This window comes from Devosia sp., from assembly GCF_024707125.1.
Classification (GTDB): domain Bacteria; phylum Pseudomonadota; class Alphaproteobacteria; order Rhizobiales; family Devosiaceae; genus Devosia.
Map to the genome: position 1 here is coordinate 435,025 of NZ_JANQAH010000011.1, position 15,469 is coordinate 450,493.

General features: G+C 62.9%; 11 protein-coding genes. 5 read left to right on the forward strand and 6 right to left on the reverse strand.

What is annotated here, in order from left to right; translation table 11 throughout:
- The first annotated feature begins 102 nt into the window (after window positions 1-102).
- Both NVV77_RS17060 and NVV77_RS17065 read left to right on the forward strand, forming a co-directional pair.
- Complete coding sequence (locus tag NVV77_RS17060) at window positions 103-789, forward strand: GntR family transcriptional regulator (protein ID WP_295415157.1); 687 nt, start codon at window positions 103-105, stop codon at window positions 787-789.
- 17 nt (window positions 790-806) lie between these two features.
- Window positions 807-1,577 (forward strand): SDR family NAD(P)-dependent oxidoreductase, encoded by a 771-nt coding sequence (locus tag NVV77_RS17065; protein WP_295415158.1) that lies wholly within the window; start codon window positions 807-809, stop codon window positions 1,575-1,577.
- Between the two features lie 122 nt (window positions 1,578-1,699).
- Here NVV77_RS17065 and NVV77_RS17070 read toward each other — a convergent pair whose 3' ends face one another.
- From NVV77_RS17070 to NVV77_RS17085, 4 genes are all read right to left on the reverse strand, one after another.
- The gene (locus NVV77_RS17070; protein WP_295415159.1) at window positions 1,700-1,939 is read right to left on the reverse strand and encodes a helix-turn-helix transcriptional regulator; all 240 of its coding nucleotides are present in this window, start codon (window positions 1,937-1,939) and stop codon (window positions 1,700-1,702) included.
- A 5-nt stretch (window positions 1,940-1,944) separates the two neighbouring features.
- A complete protein-coding gene (locus NVV77_RS17075; protein ID WP_295415160.1) occupies window positions 1,945-2,346 on the reverse strand; it encodes a flagellar biosynthesis repressor FlbT in 402 nt (133 codons plus the stop codon).
- A gap of 56 nt (window positions 2,347-2,402) precedes the next feature.
- Entirely contained in the window at window positions 2,403-4,451 is a 2,049-nt protein-coding gene (locus NVV77_RS17080; protein ID WP_295415161.1) for a flagellin, read from the reverse strand.
- Between the two features lie 309 nt (window positions 4,452-4,760).
- Window positions 4,761-5,354 carry a response regulator transcription factor gene (locus NVV77_RS17085; RefSeq protein ID WP_295415162.1) on the reverse strand — a complete coding sequence of 198 codons (594 nt, stop codon included), beginning with the start codon at window positions 5,352-5,354 and terminating at the stop codon, window positions 4,761-4,763.
- Between the two features lie 50 nt (window positions 5,355-5,404).
- On the opposite strand from NVV77_RS17085, the gene NVV77_RS17090 reads away from it, so the two are divergent.
- From NVV77_RS17090 to NVV77_RS17100, 3 genes are all read left to right on the forward strand, one after another.
- Entirely contained in the window at window positions 5,405-6,922 is a 1,518-nt protein-coding gene (locus NVV77_RS17090) for an ATP-binding protein (RefSeq protein ID WP_295415163.1), read from the forward strand.
- Between the two features lie 83 nt (window positions 6,923-7,005).
- A complete protein-coding gene (locus tag NVV77_RS17095) occupies window positions 7,006-7,263 on the forward strand; it encodes a helix-turn-helix domain-containing protein (RefSeq protein ID WP_295415164.1) in 258 nt (85 codons plus the stop codon).
- 54 nt (window positions 7,264-7,317) lie between these two features.
- Window positions 7,318-7,596, forward strand: a complete 279-nt coding sequence (locus NVV77_RS17100) for a helix-turn-helix transcriptional regulator (protein WP_295415165.1) — start codon at window positions 7,318-7,320, stop codon at window positions 7,594-7,596.
- Here the strand turns inward: NVV77_RS17100 and pbpC are convergent.
- Window positions 7,593-9,722 (reverse strand): penicillin-binding protein 1C, encoded by a 2,130-nt coding sequence (gene pbpC, locus NVV77_RS17105; protein WP_295415166.1) that lies wholly within the window; start codon window positions 9,720-9,722, stop codon window positions 7,593-7,595. The genes NVV77_RS17100 and pbpC overlap by 4 nt on opposite strands.
- The gene (locus tag NVV77_RS17110) at window positions 9,719-15,202 is read right to left on the reverse strand and encodes an alpha-2-macroglobulin family protein (RefSeq protein WP_295415167.1); all 5,484 of its coding nucleotides are present in this window, start codon (window positions 15,200-15,202) and stop codon (window positions 9,719-9,721) included. The genes pbpC and NVV77_RS17110 overlap by 4 nt, the downstream gene beginning before the upstream one ends.
- Window positions 15,203-15,469: the final 267 nt, after the last annotated feature.

Sequence of the window (15,469 nt, forward strand, 5' to 3'; positions counted from 1 at the left end):
TCCCCGAAGATGCTGGACCCGTGCAAACGCGTCCTGTATGGAATTGTATGGTACCGTATGGCGCATTGACCCAAGCTGTCAATGGCATGGGCGAGATGTAATATGACCTTGGAAATGCAGACTTCGACGGAGAGCGGGGAAAGCGCGGCAGCGACCATCGAGAAGGACCTGCGCCGCTCGATCATCGAGCTCGAACTCCTGCCCGGCACACGGCTCTCCGAGCAGGATATCGCAACCAAACTCGGCGTTTCCCGGCAGCCGGTGCGCGAGGCGCTGATCCGCCTCGCCAATTCGCGCCTGATCGAAATCCGGCCCCATCGCGGCACGGTTGTGGCCCGCATTTCCGCAAGGGAAATGATGGAAGCGCTCTTCGTGCGTCAGTCCGTGGAGATCGCCGTCGTCGCAAAGGCGGCGCAGAATTTTGACGCCTGGCAGCGAAAGCGCATCGCCAGTCTCCTCGCCAAGCAGGCGGAGGCAGCCGAAAAACTCGACCATGCCGGCTTCCGCGAGCACGACGAGGCTTTTCACATCGCCATCGCCACCGGCGCCGGTGTTGGCATCGCCTGGATCGCCATTGCCGACATGAAGACGCACATGGATCGGGTCTGCAACATGACGCTGCAGAGCGAGGCCGATATGGCCCGCCGCGTGCGCGAGCACACCGCCATCATGGACGCCATCGACGCCCACGATGTGGAAGCGGCAAAAGCGGCCATGGCGACGCATTTGGGCAGTATTCTCGACGATCTTCCCGAGCTAGAAACCCGTCACGCCAATCTTTTTATCTAGACCGCTCGGAGATTTTCATGACGCAAACCGCCCGCTATCCGAGCCTTGCCGGCATGCCAGTGGTCATCTCAGGCGGCGCCTCCGGCATCGGCGAATCCCTCGTCCGCAACTTTGCCGCCCAGGGCGCCAAGGTCGGCTTTGTAGACATCCAGGAAGAGCGCGGTTCCGCCCTCGCCGCTGAGCTGACCGCCGCCGGCCAGACCGTGCGTTTCACCCACTGCGACATCACGAATACCGACGCCTACCAGGCCGCCATTGCCGGCTTCGCCGCCGCCCATGGCGACGCGCTCGCCCTCGTCAACAACGCCGCCCACGACCAGCGCCACGAATGGGAAGAGGTCACCTCGGCCTATTGGGACGACCGCATGGCGGTCAACCTGAAGCACTCCTTCTTCGCCATCCAGGCCGTCGCCCCCGGCATGGTGAAGGCCGGCCGCGGTTCGATCATCAATACCGGCTCGATCAGCTGGATGATCATGTCCCCCAAAATCCCGGTCTATGAAACGGCCAAGGCGGCAACCCATGGCCTCACTCGCGGCATGGCCCGCGAACTCGGCAAATCCGGCATCCGCGTCAACACGCTCGTCCCCGGCTGGGTCATGACCGAACGGCAGCTGACCCATTGGGTCGACGCGTCGGCCGAAGCCCAGATCGACGCCCAGCAGGCCCTTGCCGGTCGGGTCCAGCCCGACGACATCGCCCGCATGGCCCTCTTCCTCGCCGCCGACGACAGCGCCATGATTTCGGCCCAGCAATTTATCGTCGATGGCGGCTGGGCAAACGGCTGAGGCTAGGCTTTACACCCCACCCCATCGTCACCACCGGGCCTGTCCCGGTGGTCCATGCCCTCCAAGAACTGGATTGCCGGGACAAGCCCGGCAATGACGACAACGGATAGGGCGCAAGAAACCTAGACGAACAACGCCGCCGGCTCGACATCCAGCGCCTGCGCAAGATTGTCGATGTCATCGAGCGCCAGGTTGAACCTGTCAGAGGTTTCGAGCGCGCGCACTTCGGCAACGCTCCAGCCGAGACGCGTTGCAAATGTCTCAAGGCTCAGATTGCGGATGCGGCGCAGGCGGATGACATTGCCGGCAATCAGCATGGCACCGGTCATTTCAGGAGCAGGGGCGAAAGCGGTAGCAGCCATAGCGATCAACCCACCAGCTTGAGCTTGGCCCGGGTCTCGGTCAGCTCGGGATTGGAGAGGCATTTCAGCAGCTTGATGGCCTTGTAGGTGGCGCCGTTCATCAGCATGCCATTGACCTCGGCCACGAGCCCCGAATGCTCGGGCGACTGCACCAGCAGCGCCTGCACAGCCTCGAAATAGGCGACGTGGTGACCCGAAACATCGCCGGTCAGATACATCTGCTGCACGGCATGGCGCAGACGATGGGCGGGTGAAGTGAGGTCCGCGTCCGAAACATAGTCCTCGGAACGCAAAACGGGGGCCTTACCCCCCACCAGAACATTGACGATGCTGTCGCACTGAACGGTGATCTCCGCGGTGCCGACGAAAAAACTTTCGCCGGGTTTTACAGTGAGCTTCAGAGCCATCGTCTTTCCTTCTGGGTAGAACCGGGGGCGACGACGCCGCCCCCGGAATGTGTCGATTAACGCAGGAGCTGCAGAACAGCCTGGTCCTGCTGCGAGGCCATGGACAGAGCCGACGAGGAGAGCTGCTGGCGCGTCTGGAGAGCCAGAAGGTTCGCGGCTTCTTCGTTGGTGTCAGCCAAGGTCAGGTTCGCAGCGCCGGTTTCTAGCGTGTTGATCATGTTCTTGGTGAAGGTCTGGCGGTTTTCGACCGACGACAGGTTCGAACCGAAGGTCGAAGCCTGCGAGCGGAGTTCCGACAGAGCCGTCGAGAGCTTGCCGAGCAGGGCGTCGATATCGGTATCGTTATCGAGGTCCTGGCCGACGAGGCTTTCCAGGTTCAGGTTAGCCGCAGTGATCGGGCGCTCGTTGCCGTTCTTGTCCTTGGCCTGGATCTGGATCGAGGACGAACCGGATTCATTGAAGGTGATCGTCAGCTTGTCGCCGCGGAGCAGGTTGATGCCGTTGAACGAAGAGTCATCGGCAAACTTGTCGAGCTGGTCACGCAGGTCGTTGAACTGCTTGGCCAGGTTGTCACGGATGACGTTGCCAGCGATCTTGTGCTGGGTCGGTGCACCAACGCCTGCGCCGTCCTTGTCGAACTCGACGTCGAGCTGCTGGGTCGAGAGATTCTCGATACGCAGCTTGCCGTTGTCGTTCGAAGCACGAACCTTGCCGGCGGTACCAGCATTGCGGTTGATCTCTTCCACAAACTGATCGACCGTGTTGGCCGACTTGTAGGCGGAAACGGCCGGGGTACCGGTCGAGACCGTGGCGCCGCCGAACAGAGCGTTGGCGTCGGCACCGGAGATAGCCAGGGTCTTGGCTTCTGCGCTGGTCGAGGTGAAAACGAGCTTGTCGGAGCTATCGAGCGAGGCGGTGACATCGTTGATGCCGGCAGCCTTGAGCTGATCGTTGATGTCCTTGAGCTGGTTTTCCTTGGCGTAGGGCGAAGCGTCGCGGCTCACGATGTCGAGCTTGGCGGTCTTGTCGCCATAGGTCAGGTCGATCTTGTAGGAACGAGCTGCCACGTCCTGCGTGTAGACGCCGGTGGAGCCAGCAGTGCTGGTGGTGCCACCGGTGATACCAGCAACGACCGGGCCTGCGCCGCTATAGGCGGTGCTGACCAGCTTGATCTTCTGAGTAGCGGCGTCGGCTTCGACCGTGTAGTTGCCGGTCGTGGCCTTGTCCTGCAGACCCTTGACGAGGTCGGCGAAGGTGACGCCAACATCGACCGCCTGGCCACCGGCGGTCACGCCGCCCATGGAGGTGACGGCAGCAAAGTCGATCTCGGTAACGCCGTGGGTCGCCTTGGCAACCGAACCGGCGAACTCGACCTTCGGCGAAGCGCCCTGCGGGTCACGCAGCTGGATCGAGACCTTGGTGGCGTCGACGGTGTCGGCAGCAACGATATACTTGCTGGTCACACCGGCGGTGCCGGTCGCGGTGTTGAGCTGGGTCTGCAGGTCCGTCATGAAGGCGGCCTGGGTCGCACCAGCAGCCGTGGTCGAGGTAACGGTGAGACCGTCAACCTTGATAGCGGTGCCATTCAGCGATGCGTCGAACTTGACCAGAACCTGCGGGCCCGGCGTCTGACCGGCAACGCCGGCAGGATCCGCCCAGACGGCTGCGGTCGTGACGCCAGCTGCCTGACCGCCCGAAGCAGCCTGGAGCTTCACTTCAAAACCTTCTTCGAACTGGCCGCCTGCGAGCTTCAGCGTGCTGTCGGCCGTCACTTCATAGTTGTCGGTCTGGAACGACTTGTCCTGGCGAGCCTGGCGCAGGGTCGACTGCATGGACTCGATATTCTTGGTGATCGCGGTGATGCCCTTGTCGGCAGCCTCGATGACCTTGATGCCCGACGCCATCGAGTCGAGCAGGTTGCTCATATCGGCGGCGCGGCTGTTGAGAGCCGAAGCGGTGAAGAAGTTGGACGGGTTGTCCAGAGCAGAGTTCACCTTGTTGCCGGTGGCAAGACGGTTCTGCGTCTTGTTCATCATTTCGGCGGTGTTCTGCAGGCTCAGAAGGTTCGAGCGAACGGCCTTCGAGAGAGAGATATCGGAACCCATGTGTGGTGCTTTCCTTCTGGAAACATGAGCCGCTTCATGCAGCCCTTTTACAAATCAGAGGATTGTACGCATCACATTAAAAGCGCGTTAATGATGCGGATAGACCTACAATTAATCAAGCAAATTTTGTACTCGTAAACCGACACGGCCACGCGCTGCCAAACCAGGACCCCCGAAAATGGGGGACTTGCTTCGGAACAAAGACATGCGTGGAAACAAGACGCTAAAGCGCACAGAGAGACCGACGATCGCGACGCGCTTCGGCGGCAACTGCAAGGCGCACGAGGGCGCCCGAGGGCACGGGAAAACTCAGGCGCCGCGATAGCGCAGGGCGAATTGCGTACGGTTGGCAGCGTCGAATTTGCGCAGGAGGCTTTTGACATGCACCTTGACGGTGCCAACCTGCAGCGACAACTGTTCGGCGATTTCCTTGTCGGAAAGGCCGCGCGCCAGATGCGTCGCCACATCCTGCTCCCGCGGCGTCAGCGGACTGGCCTGCTGGCGCAGCATGAGGTCGGCGGGCACGAATCGCTCGCCCGCCAGCACCAGGTTGAGGGCATTGATCAGGGCTTCTCCGGGCATGGACTTGGGCAGCCACCCGACAACGCCACGTTGCAGCGCCTCTCCGGCCACCTGCGGATCATCCAGCCCGGAAAGAAAGGCAATGCGCAGACCCGGCCGCCTTGTTGCCGCCATTTCCACCGCTTCAATGCCGCTGGTGCCCGGCATGGAATAGTCCAGCAGCAACAGGTCTACCGGTGCATCGGTGGACAAGAAGTCCAGGACGCTTGCGAGCGACGAGAAAACCTGCGCCTCAATGTCGGCGCCGCTAGATTCGATCAAGAATTTAACGGCATCGGCGAAAAGCAGATGATCATCAACAATCAGCAGCTTTCTAGACAAATTATAACCAAATCAGAAGTTTGAGAGACTTTATGCGAATTTTACGAACCATGGTCACGGCGATTCTTCTTGCCGCGATTTGGCTCGTATCGTTCAGCATCGCCGATCTATTTACGGTTTTCAAAACTTATTCAAGTGTGTGGTTCCTGCCCTCCGGCGTCACCATGGCCGTGGTCATGGCGGCCCCCGGCTGGCTAAGACTGGTGCCGCTCCTGGCACATCTCTCGCTGACGCTGCCGCCCGTGCGACAGGTTTTCGATGTCGAGGTCGCGAGCAATCTCGACGTGCTTATCCACAGCATCAGAATCTATCTGATCTATGGCGGCACCGGCCTCTTCCTCACACGAGTGATGCGGATCACCCTGCCCTTCCGCACCTGGGGCGAGGTACAGTGGTTCATCGGCGCCGCCATTGGCGCTGCATCCGTGGCTTCGGCCGCCGGCATCGGACAAAGCGTGCTGCTCGGCGAACTCGATCCCTCAGGCGCCCTGCCCCTGGCCGAGCCATGGTTCCTCGGCGATGCACTCGGGGCCATCATGGTCCCGCCCATGCTGATACCGGCCATCATGGTGGCGTTGGGCCGCCCGCTTGGCGCTTGGCGCTGGCCCAGCCTGCGCGCCTTCGCCATTCAGGCCCTCATCCTGTCGCTCGCCTCATTGATCGGCGCCTTGGGCCCGTCGTTCGGCGTCAACCTGTGGTACCTGGTTCTTCCATCGGTGCTCGTCTTCGCCTTGCGTGGCGGCTTCGAGCACGCAGCGGCGGCAGCATTGCTCACCTGCGTCGCCACCCCCACTATTGCGCTGATCTTCACCGGTGCCGTTGAGGTTGCCGGCCTCCCGGCACTGCTCCTGACTACCGCCATCGCCGCCCTTCTCGTCGGCGCCGCGACTACCGAGCGCCAGCAAGCCGCCGACCGGCTCGAAGAGCTCGTCGCCCAACGCACCGAGGAACTGGAAAAGGCCTATGAACTGCAGCGCCATCTCGTGCGCTCGCTCGGCCACGACCTGCGCCAGCCGGTGGAAGCCATCAACCTGACGGTCGCCGCCATCGACGACCGCAGCGATATGCAAGTTCGAAACACGGCCCTGACCCGTGTCCGCCAGCTCGGCACCGTGACCTCCGAACTGCTCACCCGCATTCTCGCCTATGCCCGGCTCGACACGGGCGACGTCAGCGCCGAACTCGCGCCCTTGCCGCTGGCGCAGCTGATGGACCGCTTGCGCGCAACCTATATCCCCCAGGCCCAGCGCCGCTCCCAGCGCCTCGTCTGGCCCGATACCGACCTCACCGTGGTTTCAGACCGCGACCTGCTGTTCCAGATCCTGTCCAATCATCTCGACAATGCCATTCGCCTCACCCCCGAGGGCGGCACCGTTGAAGTGCGGGTCGAGGCTCAGGCGGAGGGCATCAGCATTCTCGTGATCGACGGCTTCGAACCCTCGTCGCCGCACCAGTCCAGCCGGGGTGGCCTCGGCCTGCGCATCATTTCGCAGGCCGCCAGTCTTCTCGGAGCCGCGATGGTGGACGAGCAAAACCGCAAAGGCATAACCCTACCTCCAAAGAGGTAGTTAATCCTTCCTTAATACCCGCGAAGCGCCTGCGCCATCGCCGCTAAGAGTCAATGAGTTCAAGCACACGATTCGGAATGCCCATGACCCGCCTGCCGGCCGCCACTCTCCTCGGACAAAACGTCCGGCGGCTCTGCAAAATGCAGGGCACGAGCCTCGATGCGCTTGCCGAACGCCTCGACTGGTCCGAAAAAATTCTTGCCGACCTCAAGGCCGGATCGCTCGATCTGACCCTCGACCAGCTCGACGAGCTCTGCGCAGCACTCGCCGTCACCCCCCAAAGCCTTTTCGATGACGCCGTCGCAGCCGAAAATCAGGCGCAGGAACTGCGCTACGGCTGATTGCACCGCCGCCATGCTTTGTGTAGCGTTCCCTTTGGGGGCGCCGAAGCTTTTATGGATAGTCGGGAACTGGTAGCCTGGAACATGCGACGCCTACGCGTCGAACGAAAACTGTCCCAGGAAAAACTCGCCGAGCTTGCAGCGGTGGATCGCACCTATGTCAGCCGGCTTGAGCGCATGATGGAAAATCCATCCATCGGCATTCTGGACAAGGTCGCCACGGCCCTCTCCGTCTCCATCGCCGAACTCTTCGTGCCCCCGGCCCAAGATGAGGCACGTCCGAAACCTCTCAAGGCCGGACGACGCCCGTCGACCCCATCTGACGCCAGCTAGTCCAAAAACACCGTCACCGTATCGCCCCGCCCCTCGGCGTCGACTACCGACAGCGTCACATAGCCCGGCCCATCCGGCGTCCAGCTATCCTGCCGAGCAAACTGCGATCGCCCGAACGGCGCCCCATTGGCAAAGAACGTGAATGGCGGCACGCCATTTCGCACCTTCACCACCAGTGGCGACAGCGACCCGCTGCGCAGCCCTAGGTCGACATCGACGCCATCGCCGGGAAAGGCGATTTCGGGTGCAGAGATCCGCGCGACAAGGTCTTCATTGGGATGCCTGAACCGCCGCAACGGTGTGGGTAGCTCCGTATTGGACGCAAACAGCACCCCCGGCGGCGCCTTGGGCAAAGCCGCCTTGCGGCTCCCCAACCGATCAAACGCCTCAAAAAGGATCGGCGCCGCCCCGGTAATCCCGGACAGGCCCGGCACTGGCGCCCCATCGGGTCGCCCCACCCAAACACCCACCACCGTCTTGCCATCGAACCCGATGGCCCAGGCATCGCGATACCCGTAGGACGTACCGGTCTTGTAGGCGACGCGCCCCGGTGACCCATTCAGCGGCGGCGGCACATCGGCCAGAATATCGGCCACATACCAGGCCGAAACCGGATCGAGCACCGGAGCCGAAACCTGCGGCACCGGCCGCTCCCCCAGCCCGTCATAGAGCGAGACCGGCCTGCCCCCATGCCCCAGCGCCGCATAGACGGAGACGAGATCGCGCAGGGTAATCCCCACACCACCCAGCCCCACGGCCAGACTCGGCGCCGTATCCACCGGCAACAGCGGATTGGCATGCGCCCGCTTCAGCCGCGACACGAGCCGCGCCGGCCCCACCGCATCGAGCACCACCACCGCCGGAATATTCAGCGACTCCGTCAGCGCATCATGGATGGTGACGGTACCGCGATTGAACCCATCGAAATTGACCGGCACATAGCCGCCAAAAGCCGTCGGCCGATCCTCGATGAGACTCTGCGGATGCGCCAGCCCCAGCTCGAACGCGAGCCCATAAATCAGCGGCTTCAGCGTCGAACCCGGCGAGCGCACGGCCTTGGTCATGTCGACAAAGCCAGCGCTCTCGGTCGCCAACAGCCCCGCCGACCCCACCGAGGCCAGAATTTCGCCCGTATCGATATCTGCCGCGAGGATCGCCACCGACACGCGCGGATCGATCAACCGCGCCCGCGCCGCCGCCAACCGCTCCAGCGCATCCTGCAATCTCTTATCGAGCGTCAGCTCCACCGTCCGCGCCAAGGGCTGCGCCTTCACCGCCTGTTGCGCCATATGCGCCGCCAGCATGGGGAAGGGCTTTCGCGCAGTCGGGATCGGCTCAAGCTTTGCCGCCCGCGCCTCTTCCTCGGCAATGGTCCCAATCGACACCAGCCGATCGAGCACCATGTTCCGGCTCGCCAAAGCCGCCGCCTGATCCCGATCCGGCCGCCGCGCCTCCGGCGATTGCGGCAGCGCCACGAGCAGCGCCGCCTCCGCCGTCGTCAGCCGCGTCGGTTCCTTGCCGAAATAAGCCAGCGTTGCGGCGCGAATGCCCTCGATGTTCCCGCCATATGGCGCCAGCGTCAGGTAGAGATCGAGGATTTCATCCTTGCTCAGATTAGCTTCCAACTGCTGCGCATGGATCATCTGCCTGAGCTTGCCGAAGGCATTGCGCGTCGGTTGCCCCTCGATCAGCCGCGCCACCTGCATGGTCAGCGTCGAGCCGCCCGAAACCACCCTGCCCCCGGCCAGCACAAACTGCCCCGCCGCGCGCAGCATGGAATTCCAGGCAATGCCCTCGTGGCTCGCAAAGCCCCGGTCCTCATAGGCAATCAGCATGTCGATGAAGCGCTTGTCGACGCCCGCCCGCGTCACCGGCAGGCGCCAATGCCCACCCGCCGTCGTGAACGGCCGCAGCAGCAGCCCATCCCGGTCGGTCACCTCCGCCGAAACAGGCAGGGTCTCGAGATCAGGCACTGCCGGCAGCGACGCCGAAATCGTCGTCGTCCACGACACCAGCTGGATCACCCCAGCCAGCACAATCACAAAAACCGAAAAACCAAAAAGCGTCAGCCGCGCCACCCAAGGGCGCGGCTGCTTGTCCTTCGTATCTGCACCCTCTTCCGTCATTGGCCCTGGGCGGTGATCTCGATCGAGCTCGCCGCCGTATTGCCGCGGAATTCAGGACGATACATGTCTTCCACCGTCGCGCCCGGCAGCACGAACGTGCCCGGTGTCACTGCGCGAACCATATAGGCCGTGGTGAACGTGCCGGGGTCAGAACCATAGCGGAAGGCGGCGACATATTGGTCGGTCCGCGACTCCACATGCGCCGGGATGTTGAGGGACAGCCAGTTGAAATCCGACACGCCCTCGCCATCCGACAGGTTCGGGTTTTCGATTTCAAAGCCCGCGGGCAGCGGATCGGCGACGATATACTGCCCGGAGCCCAGATCATGCGGCCGCACGCGCAGCACCACGATCAACCGGTCGTTCTGGGCCAGCGTGCCGTCGGTCGGGTCGACCTCCGTGCCATCAGGCAGGTAATAGGCCCGCGAAATGGCAAAGCCATCATCCGAAGCATCCGGCGGCACCGCCGGATAGCCCGTCACCGTCACCTTGGCCTCAGTATCAGCGGAACCGCCATTGGCAATCTCGACCGTCTCAAAGCCCGCCTGCTCGACGCGGCGATAAACCTGCCCCGTCAGCGCCTCGCCATTGATGGTGATAGACCCATCCGTGCTGCTCGCCCCGAGAGCCGAGGCAGCCAGCAGCGTCCAGGTGTCCTCCTGCGTCGAAGTATAGCGGGTCCGATCGCGCAGCTTCGCCAACTGATTGGCAAGCGAGGTCAGGTCGACCCCCGCCGGCTTGAACTCCGCCGCCAGTGCCAGCACCCCGGCCATATCCCGCAAGCGGCTACCATAATCGCTGCGATAGCGATTGCCGTCCCGCGCCTTGCCCACGCTCTCGACTGCGGCCTCAAACGCCTCATTGGCGCGCGTCGTATCGCCATAAAGCGCCAGGGCCGCACCGAGCTGCGCCTGTGCCAGCGGCGAACCGAAGGCATCAAGACGGGCCTCGAAATAGTAGCGGAGATCGCCCATCGCCACCCGACCGGCACGCGCCAGGTCGTAAAGCGCATAGGCAATGTCTTCGCCGCCATTCTCGAAGTCGCTGGCATAGGAGAGCTGGTTGGACAGGTTATCGAGCGCCATGCTTAGCGCCTGTTCGGGCACGGCATAGCCGGCCGCCTTGGCGCGCAGCAGGAAGTCGGTCACAAACCCATCAAGCCAGAAATCCCCGCCATCGAACGGTCCCCAGAGCCCAAAGCCGCCAGAAGACGTCTGCTTTGCCAGAATGCTGGCAATAGCGTCGATGACAGTCTGGTTGAGCTTGTCATCCCCAGCCACCCCGATCATCTGCGCCACCTCATTGAGGTAGAGCAGCGGCAGGGCGCGGCTGGAGGTCTGTTCGGCACAGCCATAGGGATAGCGGTCGAGCGACAGCAACAGTCCCGGCACATCGAGCCGCGCAATCGGCCCGATCGCGAGGGTCATCGACCCGGTATCGGCCAAGAGCCCATCGAAATAGCTCGCGTCGATAGAAACGCTGCCATCTGCCTTGATCGCAACCAACCGGCTTGTCGTCACCGGCGCACTGGTCGGCCGCACACCAAGCAGCAGTTCCTTGGTCTGCGTCGTTCCATCCGGCCCCGTGACGGTCAGTTGCACCGGCCAATCGCCGATCTGCATTCCGTTGAGCTTCAGGTCGAGCGCAGTTCGCTCGCCCTCTCCCAGTTCCACATCGGTCGTCTCGGCCGAGGTCGAAATCCCTTCGCCGGTGGACAGCGCCACCTCATAGGAGCCCGCGGCCCCGCCGACATTGTTGACCTCGACCAGCAGTCGCGCTTCGTCGCCGACACGCAGGAAGCGCGGCGGGCTCAGCGTAACAACCACCGGATCGCGCACAATCACATCGGCCGAAGCGTGCCCGACCGCCGAAGCGGTCCAGGCCATGGCCATGACGCGCACGGTGCCGGTGAAGTCAGGCATGTCGAACGTGACGGTAGCCTTCCCGTCCGCATCGACTTCCACAATGCCCGTATGCAGCGCCACCAGCACCGAAATCGGCGGCGGTGTACCCAGACGCGAGCCGCCACCATCGCCACCCGAGCGCATCGCACCCGGCAGACCCTGCGTCGGATCGATCAGCGAACCATAGAGATCGCGGATCTCCATGCCGAGCTGGCGCTGGCCAAAGTAATAGTCATCCGGCGCCGGCACCTTGAAATTGGTGACATTGAGAATGCCGAGATCGACCGCAGCCACGGCCACATAGGCCTTCTCTCCCGCGGCCACATTGGCTAGCTCAACACCCACCTCAAAGCTCTGCCGCGGCAGCGTTACGTCCGGTGCGCCAAGCTTCACATCAAGCTTGCGATCGCCCGGCTCCACATCGGCAAAAGCCAGACCCAGCGCACGCGAAGGCATGCGCTTTTCCGCCGTATCGGACGGGCGATAGAGCACCGCCGTCACGTAGGCGCCCGGCCCCCATTCCTCGGTCACCTCAAGCGGCACAGTCGTGCCACCTTCGGGCACTTCCACCGCTTCCATTGCGATGACGCGATTGTCGATCACCATGACCAGTGCCGTACCGGCAAATTGCGGATCGAGCTTCAGATTGGCCGTCTCGCCAACCTTATAGGCCGGCTTGTCGAGCGCCACCTGCAGTGTGTCCGGCGTGTCCGAGCCCGCATCGGCATAATAGTAGCCGGCATAGAATTCATAGCTCGACGAGGTGCCCTGCCCCTCGACTTCGAGACGATAGAGCCCCCAATTCACATTAGCGCCCACGGTCACCGAACCGCCATCCGGCGTATCAGCCTCGCCATTGGCAATCTCGCGCGTGGTGGTGATCCCCTCCCACTGCCAGGTGCTGCCATTGCGGTACCATTGATAATTGGTCTCGACCCGCGACAGCGTCCAGACAAGCCCCGTCGCCGCGACCTTCGCGCCCTCGGGCGACGCGACGATCAGTTCGAATTGCGCTTCGCTGCCCTCTTCGAGCCCCGTCGCATCGGCAAATACCGGTTTGATGCCGATCCGATCGCCATCGGCCAGCACCGGCCGCGTAATGCTGCGCTCGACCGTGCGCCCACTGGTATCGACCAGCCGCAACAGCACCTGCGCCTCAAGTGGTCGCGTCGTCGCCTGCCCCTCGGGCAAGGTCACCTCGGCCACCGCATTGCCGTCGTCATCGGTCACCCCGACCGTGCCCAGCGGCTCGCGCGTGGTTTCGATGGTGTCGTCGAGACGACCAAAGGTGAAACCAGGGAACTCCGGCAGCGTCGTGCGCGGCCGCACGATCGCATCGGCCTCGATCACCAGCCCCGGCGCCGTCGCGCCATAGAGATACTTTGCCGCGATATCGATCAGGTTGGCGTCATGGGCCGAGAAAGCACCCTCGCCCTGTGGTTTGATTTCAAAGGCCAGACGCTCCGGCTCGAAATCTTCCACAAGGAAGGTCGTGCTAGAGAGCGCATCGGCATTGGGATCGGAATAGAGCCGCAGCGTCCACGAGCCGCGCATGGCTTCGCTCGCCATTGGCAGCGCCGCGTAGTAGCCGCCGGCGCCCTCGTCATCCATCACCTGGCTCGATGCCACGACGCCATCCGGGCGCTCGACTTCAAGCGTCAAAGGCAGGTTCTCCACCGCCTCGGCTTTTGCATCGCGCAAGAGGGCGGTCAAATGCACCACCTCACCCGGCCGATAGACGCCGCGCTCTGTGGTCATGAACAGATCAAGCGGCCCCGGCGATGGACGCCCTTCCACGCCACGGTCGGTCAGGTCAAAGGCGGGCTTCGAAAGATCGAGGAACGCATAATCCTCCTCAGTCTCGGCCACCAGCAATTGCGGCGCCCTACCGCCGGTGCCGCGTGCTAGACCCGGCGCAAACACCGCGCGACCATCGGCATCGGTCGTCGCTTCGCCCAGGATTTCATTGTTGACCGCCACGAGCCGCACATCGGCCCCAGCCACCGGCTGCGCCGTCGCAAGGCTGCGCACAAAGGCATGCACGCCATCGTCGCCGGCAATCGTCGTCACGCCAAGGTCGGTGACAATGAACCACTGCGTCGCGAGATCCGACCAATAATCGTCATCCGGCTCGCCCTTGATCCGCGCCGTGATCACATAGGCCCCAGCCTCCAGCGTCCCCAGCGCCTCGGCCACGGGAATTGCCGTCGTCGTCAGCGCATTATTGTCGCCCTGCGCGAGATCAACCTCGCCGGTCCACACCTGTTCGCCCACGCGATCGGCAATGTCCTCGGCATTGTATTGGCTGAGGCTTCCCTGGAACACGCCATCGCGCACCGCCGTCGCAATCCCGCGATCGCCGATCCGATAGATCATCACCTCCGCGGTCTCGGCATTGACCGAAGTAATCGGCAGCCCGCCGCCGAGCCCGGCCGGCATCACATAAGCATTATTGGCAAAGCCCACGAAGGGCGCGCGATCCGGCACATAGACGCTGAGATCAACGTCCTTGCTCAGCTCTTCGCCATTGGCCGAAGCCAGGCCCGCGCGGAGCTTGATCGTATAGCGATTGCCATGCTGCACGCCCTCGACGCAAATCTGCTCGCTCTCGGTCTCGACCGAAACCTGCGGCGCATTGGCCACCGACACATAGGCCGAAAGGTCGGTGCTCCCGAGCGGTTCGGAGAACACCACGCAGATGCGCGGCGCCGCCGCTTCCGCATCGACCACATGGTCGGTCACGCGGAACCCGTGCTGCGCCACCACGCTATCGAGATGCGCTTCCACATCGGCATCCGGCACCAGCGCCAAGGCCGCACGATAGGTCGCAATCACCTCGCGCCACATCTCGCGATATTCCATGGCATTGGCCAGCGCACGCAGGCTCGTTGCCCGCTCGTCTTCGCTTGTCGAGCGCAAAAAGGCATTCATCGCCGCATTGGAGCCGACATAGGAGAGATCATAGCTATTGTCCCCCTCGCTCTGCCCAGCCACCGCATCGGCCCGCCGCAAGGCGGCCTCGGCCAGCGCCTGCCACACGGCCCGATCATTGGCATTGATCGCCAGCGCCTGCCGATAGGCCACCATGGCAGCCTGATAGTTTTCGTTCGCCACCTCTTCGCCGCCAGAAGCCACAAGATCAGCATAGGTCGATTTCGGCGCCGGCGCGTCGGTCTGCGGCAGGTCCCGCGCAAAACCCTTGGCCGAGTCCACCAGCGATTGCGCCGGGAACGGCAGTTCCGCCTGCCGCACCGCCTCAGTCACCGCCGGGGTGGGCGAACGGCTGATCCGTCCAGAGGTCGCACCCGAAAACTCGGCGCGATCACCAACGTCTCCCTTGAGGAAGCACCATTCGCTGCGCGAATTATAGGTGAAGGCGCGACAAATATTGTCCTCGCTACAAGCCGCCTGGCAGCTATCGAGGTCGGTATCTTTAATGATGGAATAGTCGAACCCGGGCAGGTCCGTGTTTTCGAAGAGCGTTATCTTCGTCTCGGCCGCAACCGGCATAAGCCCGGCCAAAGCCAAAACCAAAGCGCCAAAGACGGAACGAATTGCACGGCGTCCACCCAGCATTCTGCCCTCCCAGATACGGCTCCGCATAAGGATGCCAAGCCTAATGAGAATGCAAGTCGTGCAGAAATTATGACAGCGCAGGTTTTTCGGGCGGCACGCGAGGAATAGCCCGTTTCTTGAGCGCCAATCTCACCAGCCGGAGCATTGCTTTTTTTGAACCTGCCCTTGCTGATTCAAAAGTACCGCTCATTGCGCTAAATGCGCTAGCAAGTCGGCAGGCCTCGGTTTACGCAATGCGAACCCAATGGCACTAGGCTGACCGCCGAC

Coding starts and splice junctions, on each gene's coding strand:
- pbpC (WP_295415166.1), bottom strand. CDS start 9,722: ATGACGGAAGAGGGTGCAGATACGAAGGACAAGCAGCCGCGCCCTTGG.
- NVV77_RS17080 (WP_295415161.1), bottom strand. CDS start 4,451: ATGGGTTCCGATATCTCTCTCTCGAAGGCCGTTCGCTCGAACCTTCTG.
- NVV77_RS17095 (WP_295415164.1), top strand. CDS start 7,006: ATGACCCGCCTGCCGGCCGCCACTCTCCTCGGACAAAACGTCCGGCGG.
- NVV77_RS17060 (WP_295415157.1), top strand. CDS start 103: ATGACCTTGGAAATGCAGACTTCGACGGAGAGCGGGGAAAGCGCGGCA.
- NVV77_RS17070 (WP_295415159.1), bottom strand. CDS start 1,939: ATGGCTGCTACCGCTTTCGCCCCTGCTCCTGAAATGACCGGTGCCATG.
- NVV77_RS17100 (WP_295415165.1), top strand. CDS start 7,318: ATGGATAGTCGGGAACTGGTAGCCTGGAACATGCGACGCCTACGCGTC.
- NVV77_RS17090 (WP_295415163.1), top strand. CDS start 5,405: ATGGTCACGGCGATTCTTCTTGCCGCGATTTGGCTCGTATCGTTCAGC.
- NVV77_RS17110 (WP_295415167.1), bottom strand. CDS start 15,202: ATGCTGGGTGGACGCCGTGCAATTCGTTCCGTCTTTGGCGCTTTGGTT.
- NVV77_RS17075 (WP_295415160.1), bottom strand. CDS start 2,346: ATGGCTCTGAAGCTCACTGTAAAACCCGGCGAAAGTTTTTTCGTCGGC.
- NVV77_RS17065 (WP_295415158.1), top strand. CDS start 807: ATGACGCAAACCGCCCGCTATCCGAGCCTTGCCGGCATGCCAGTGGTC.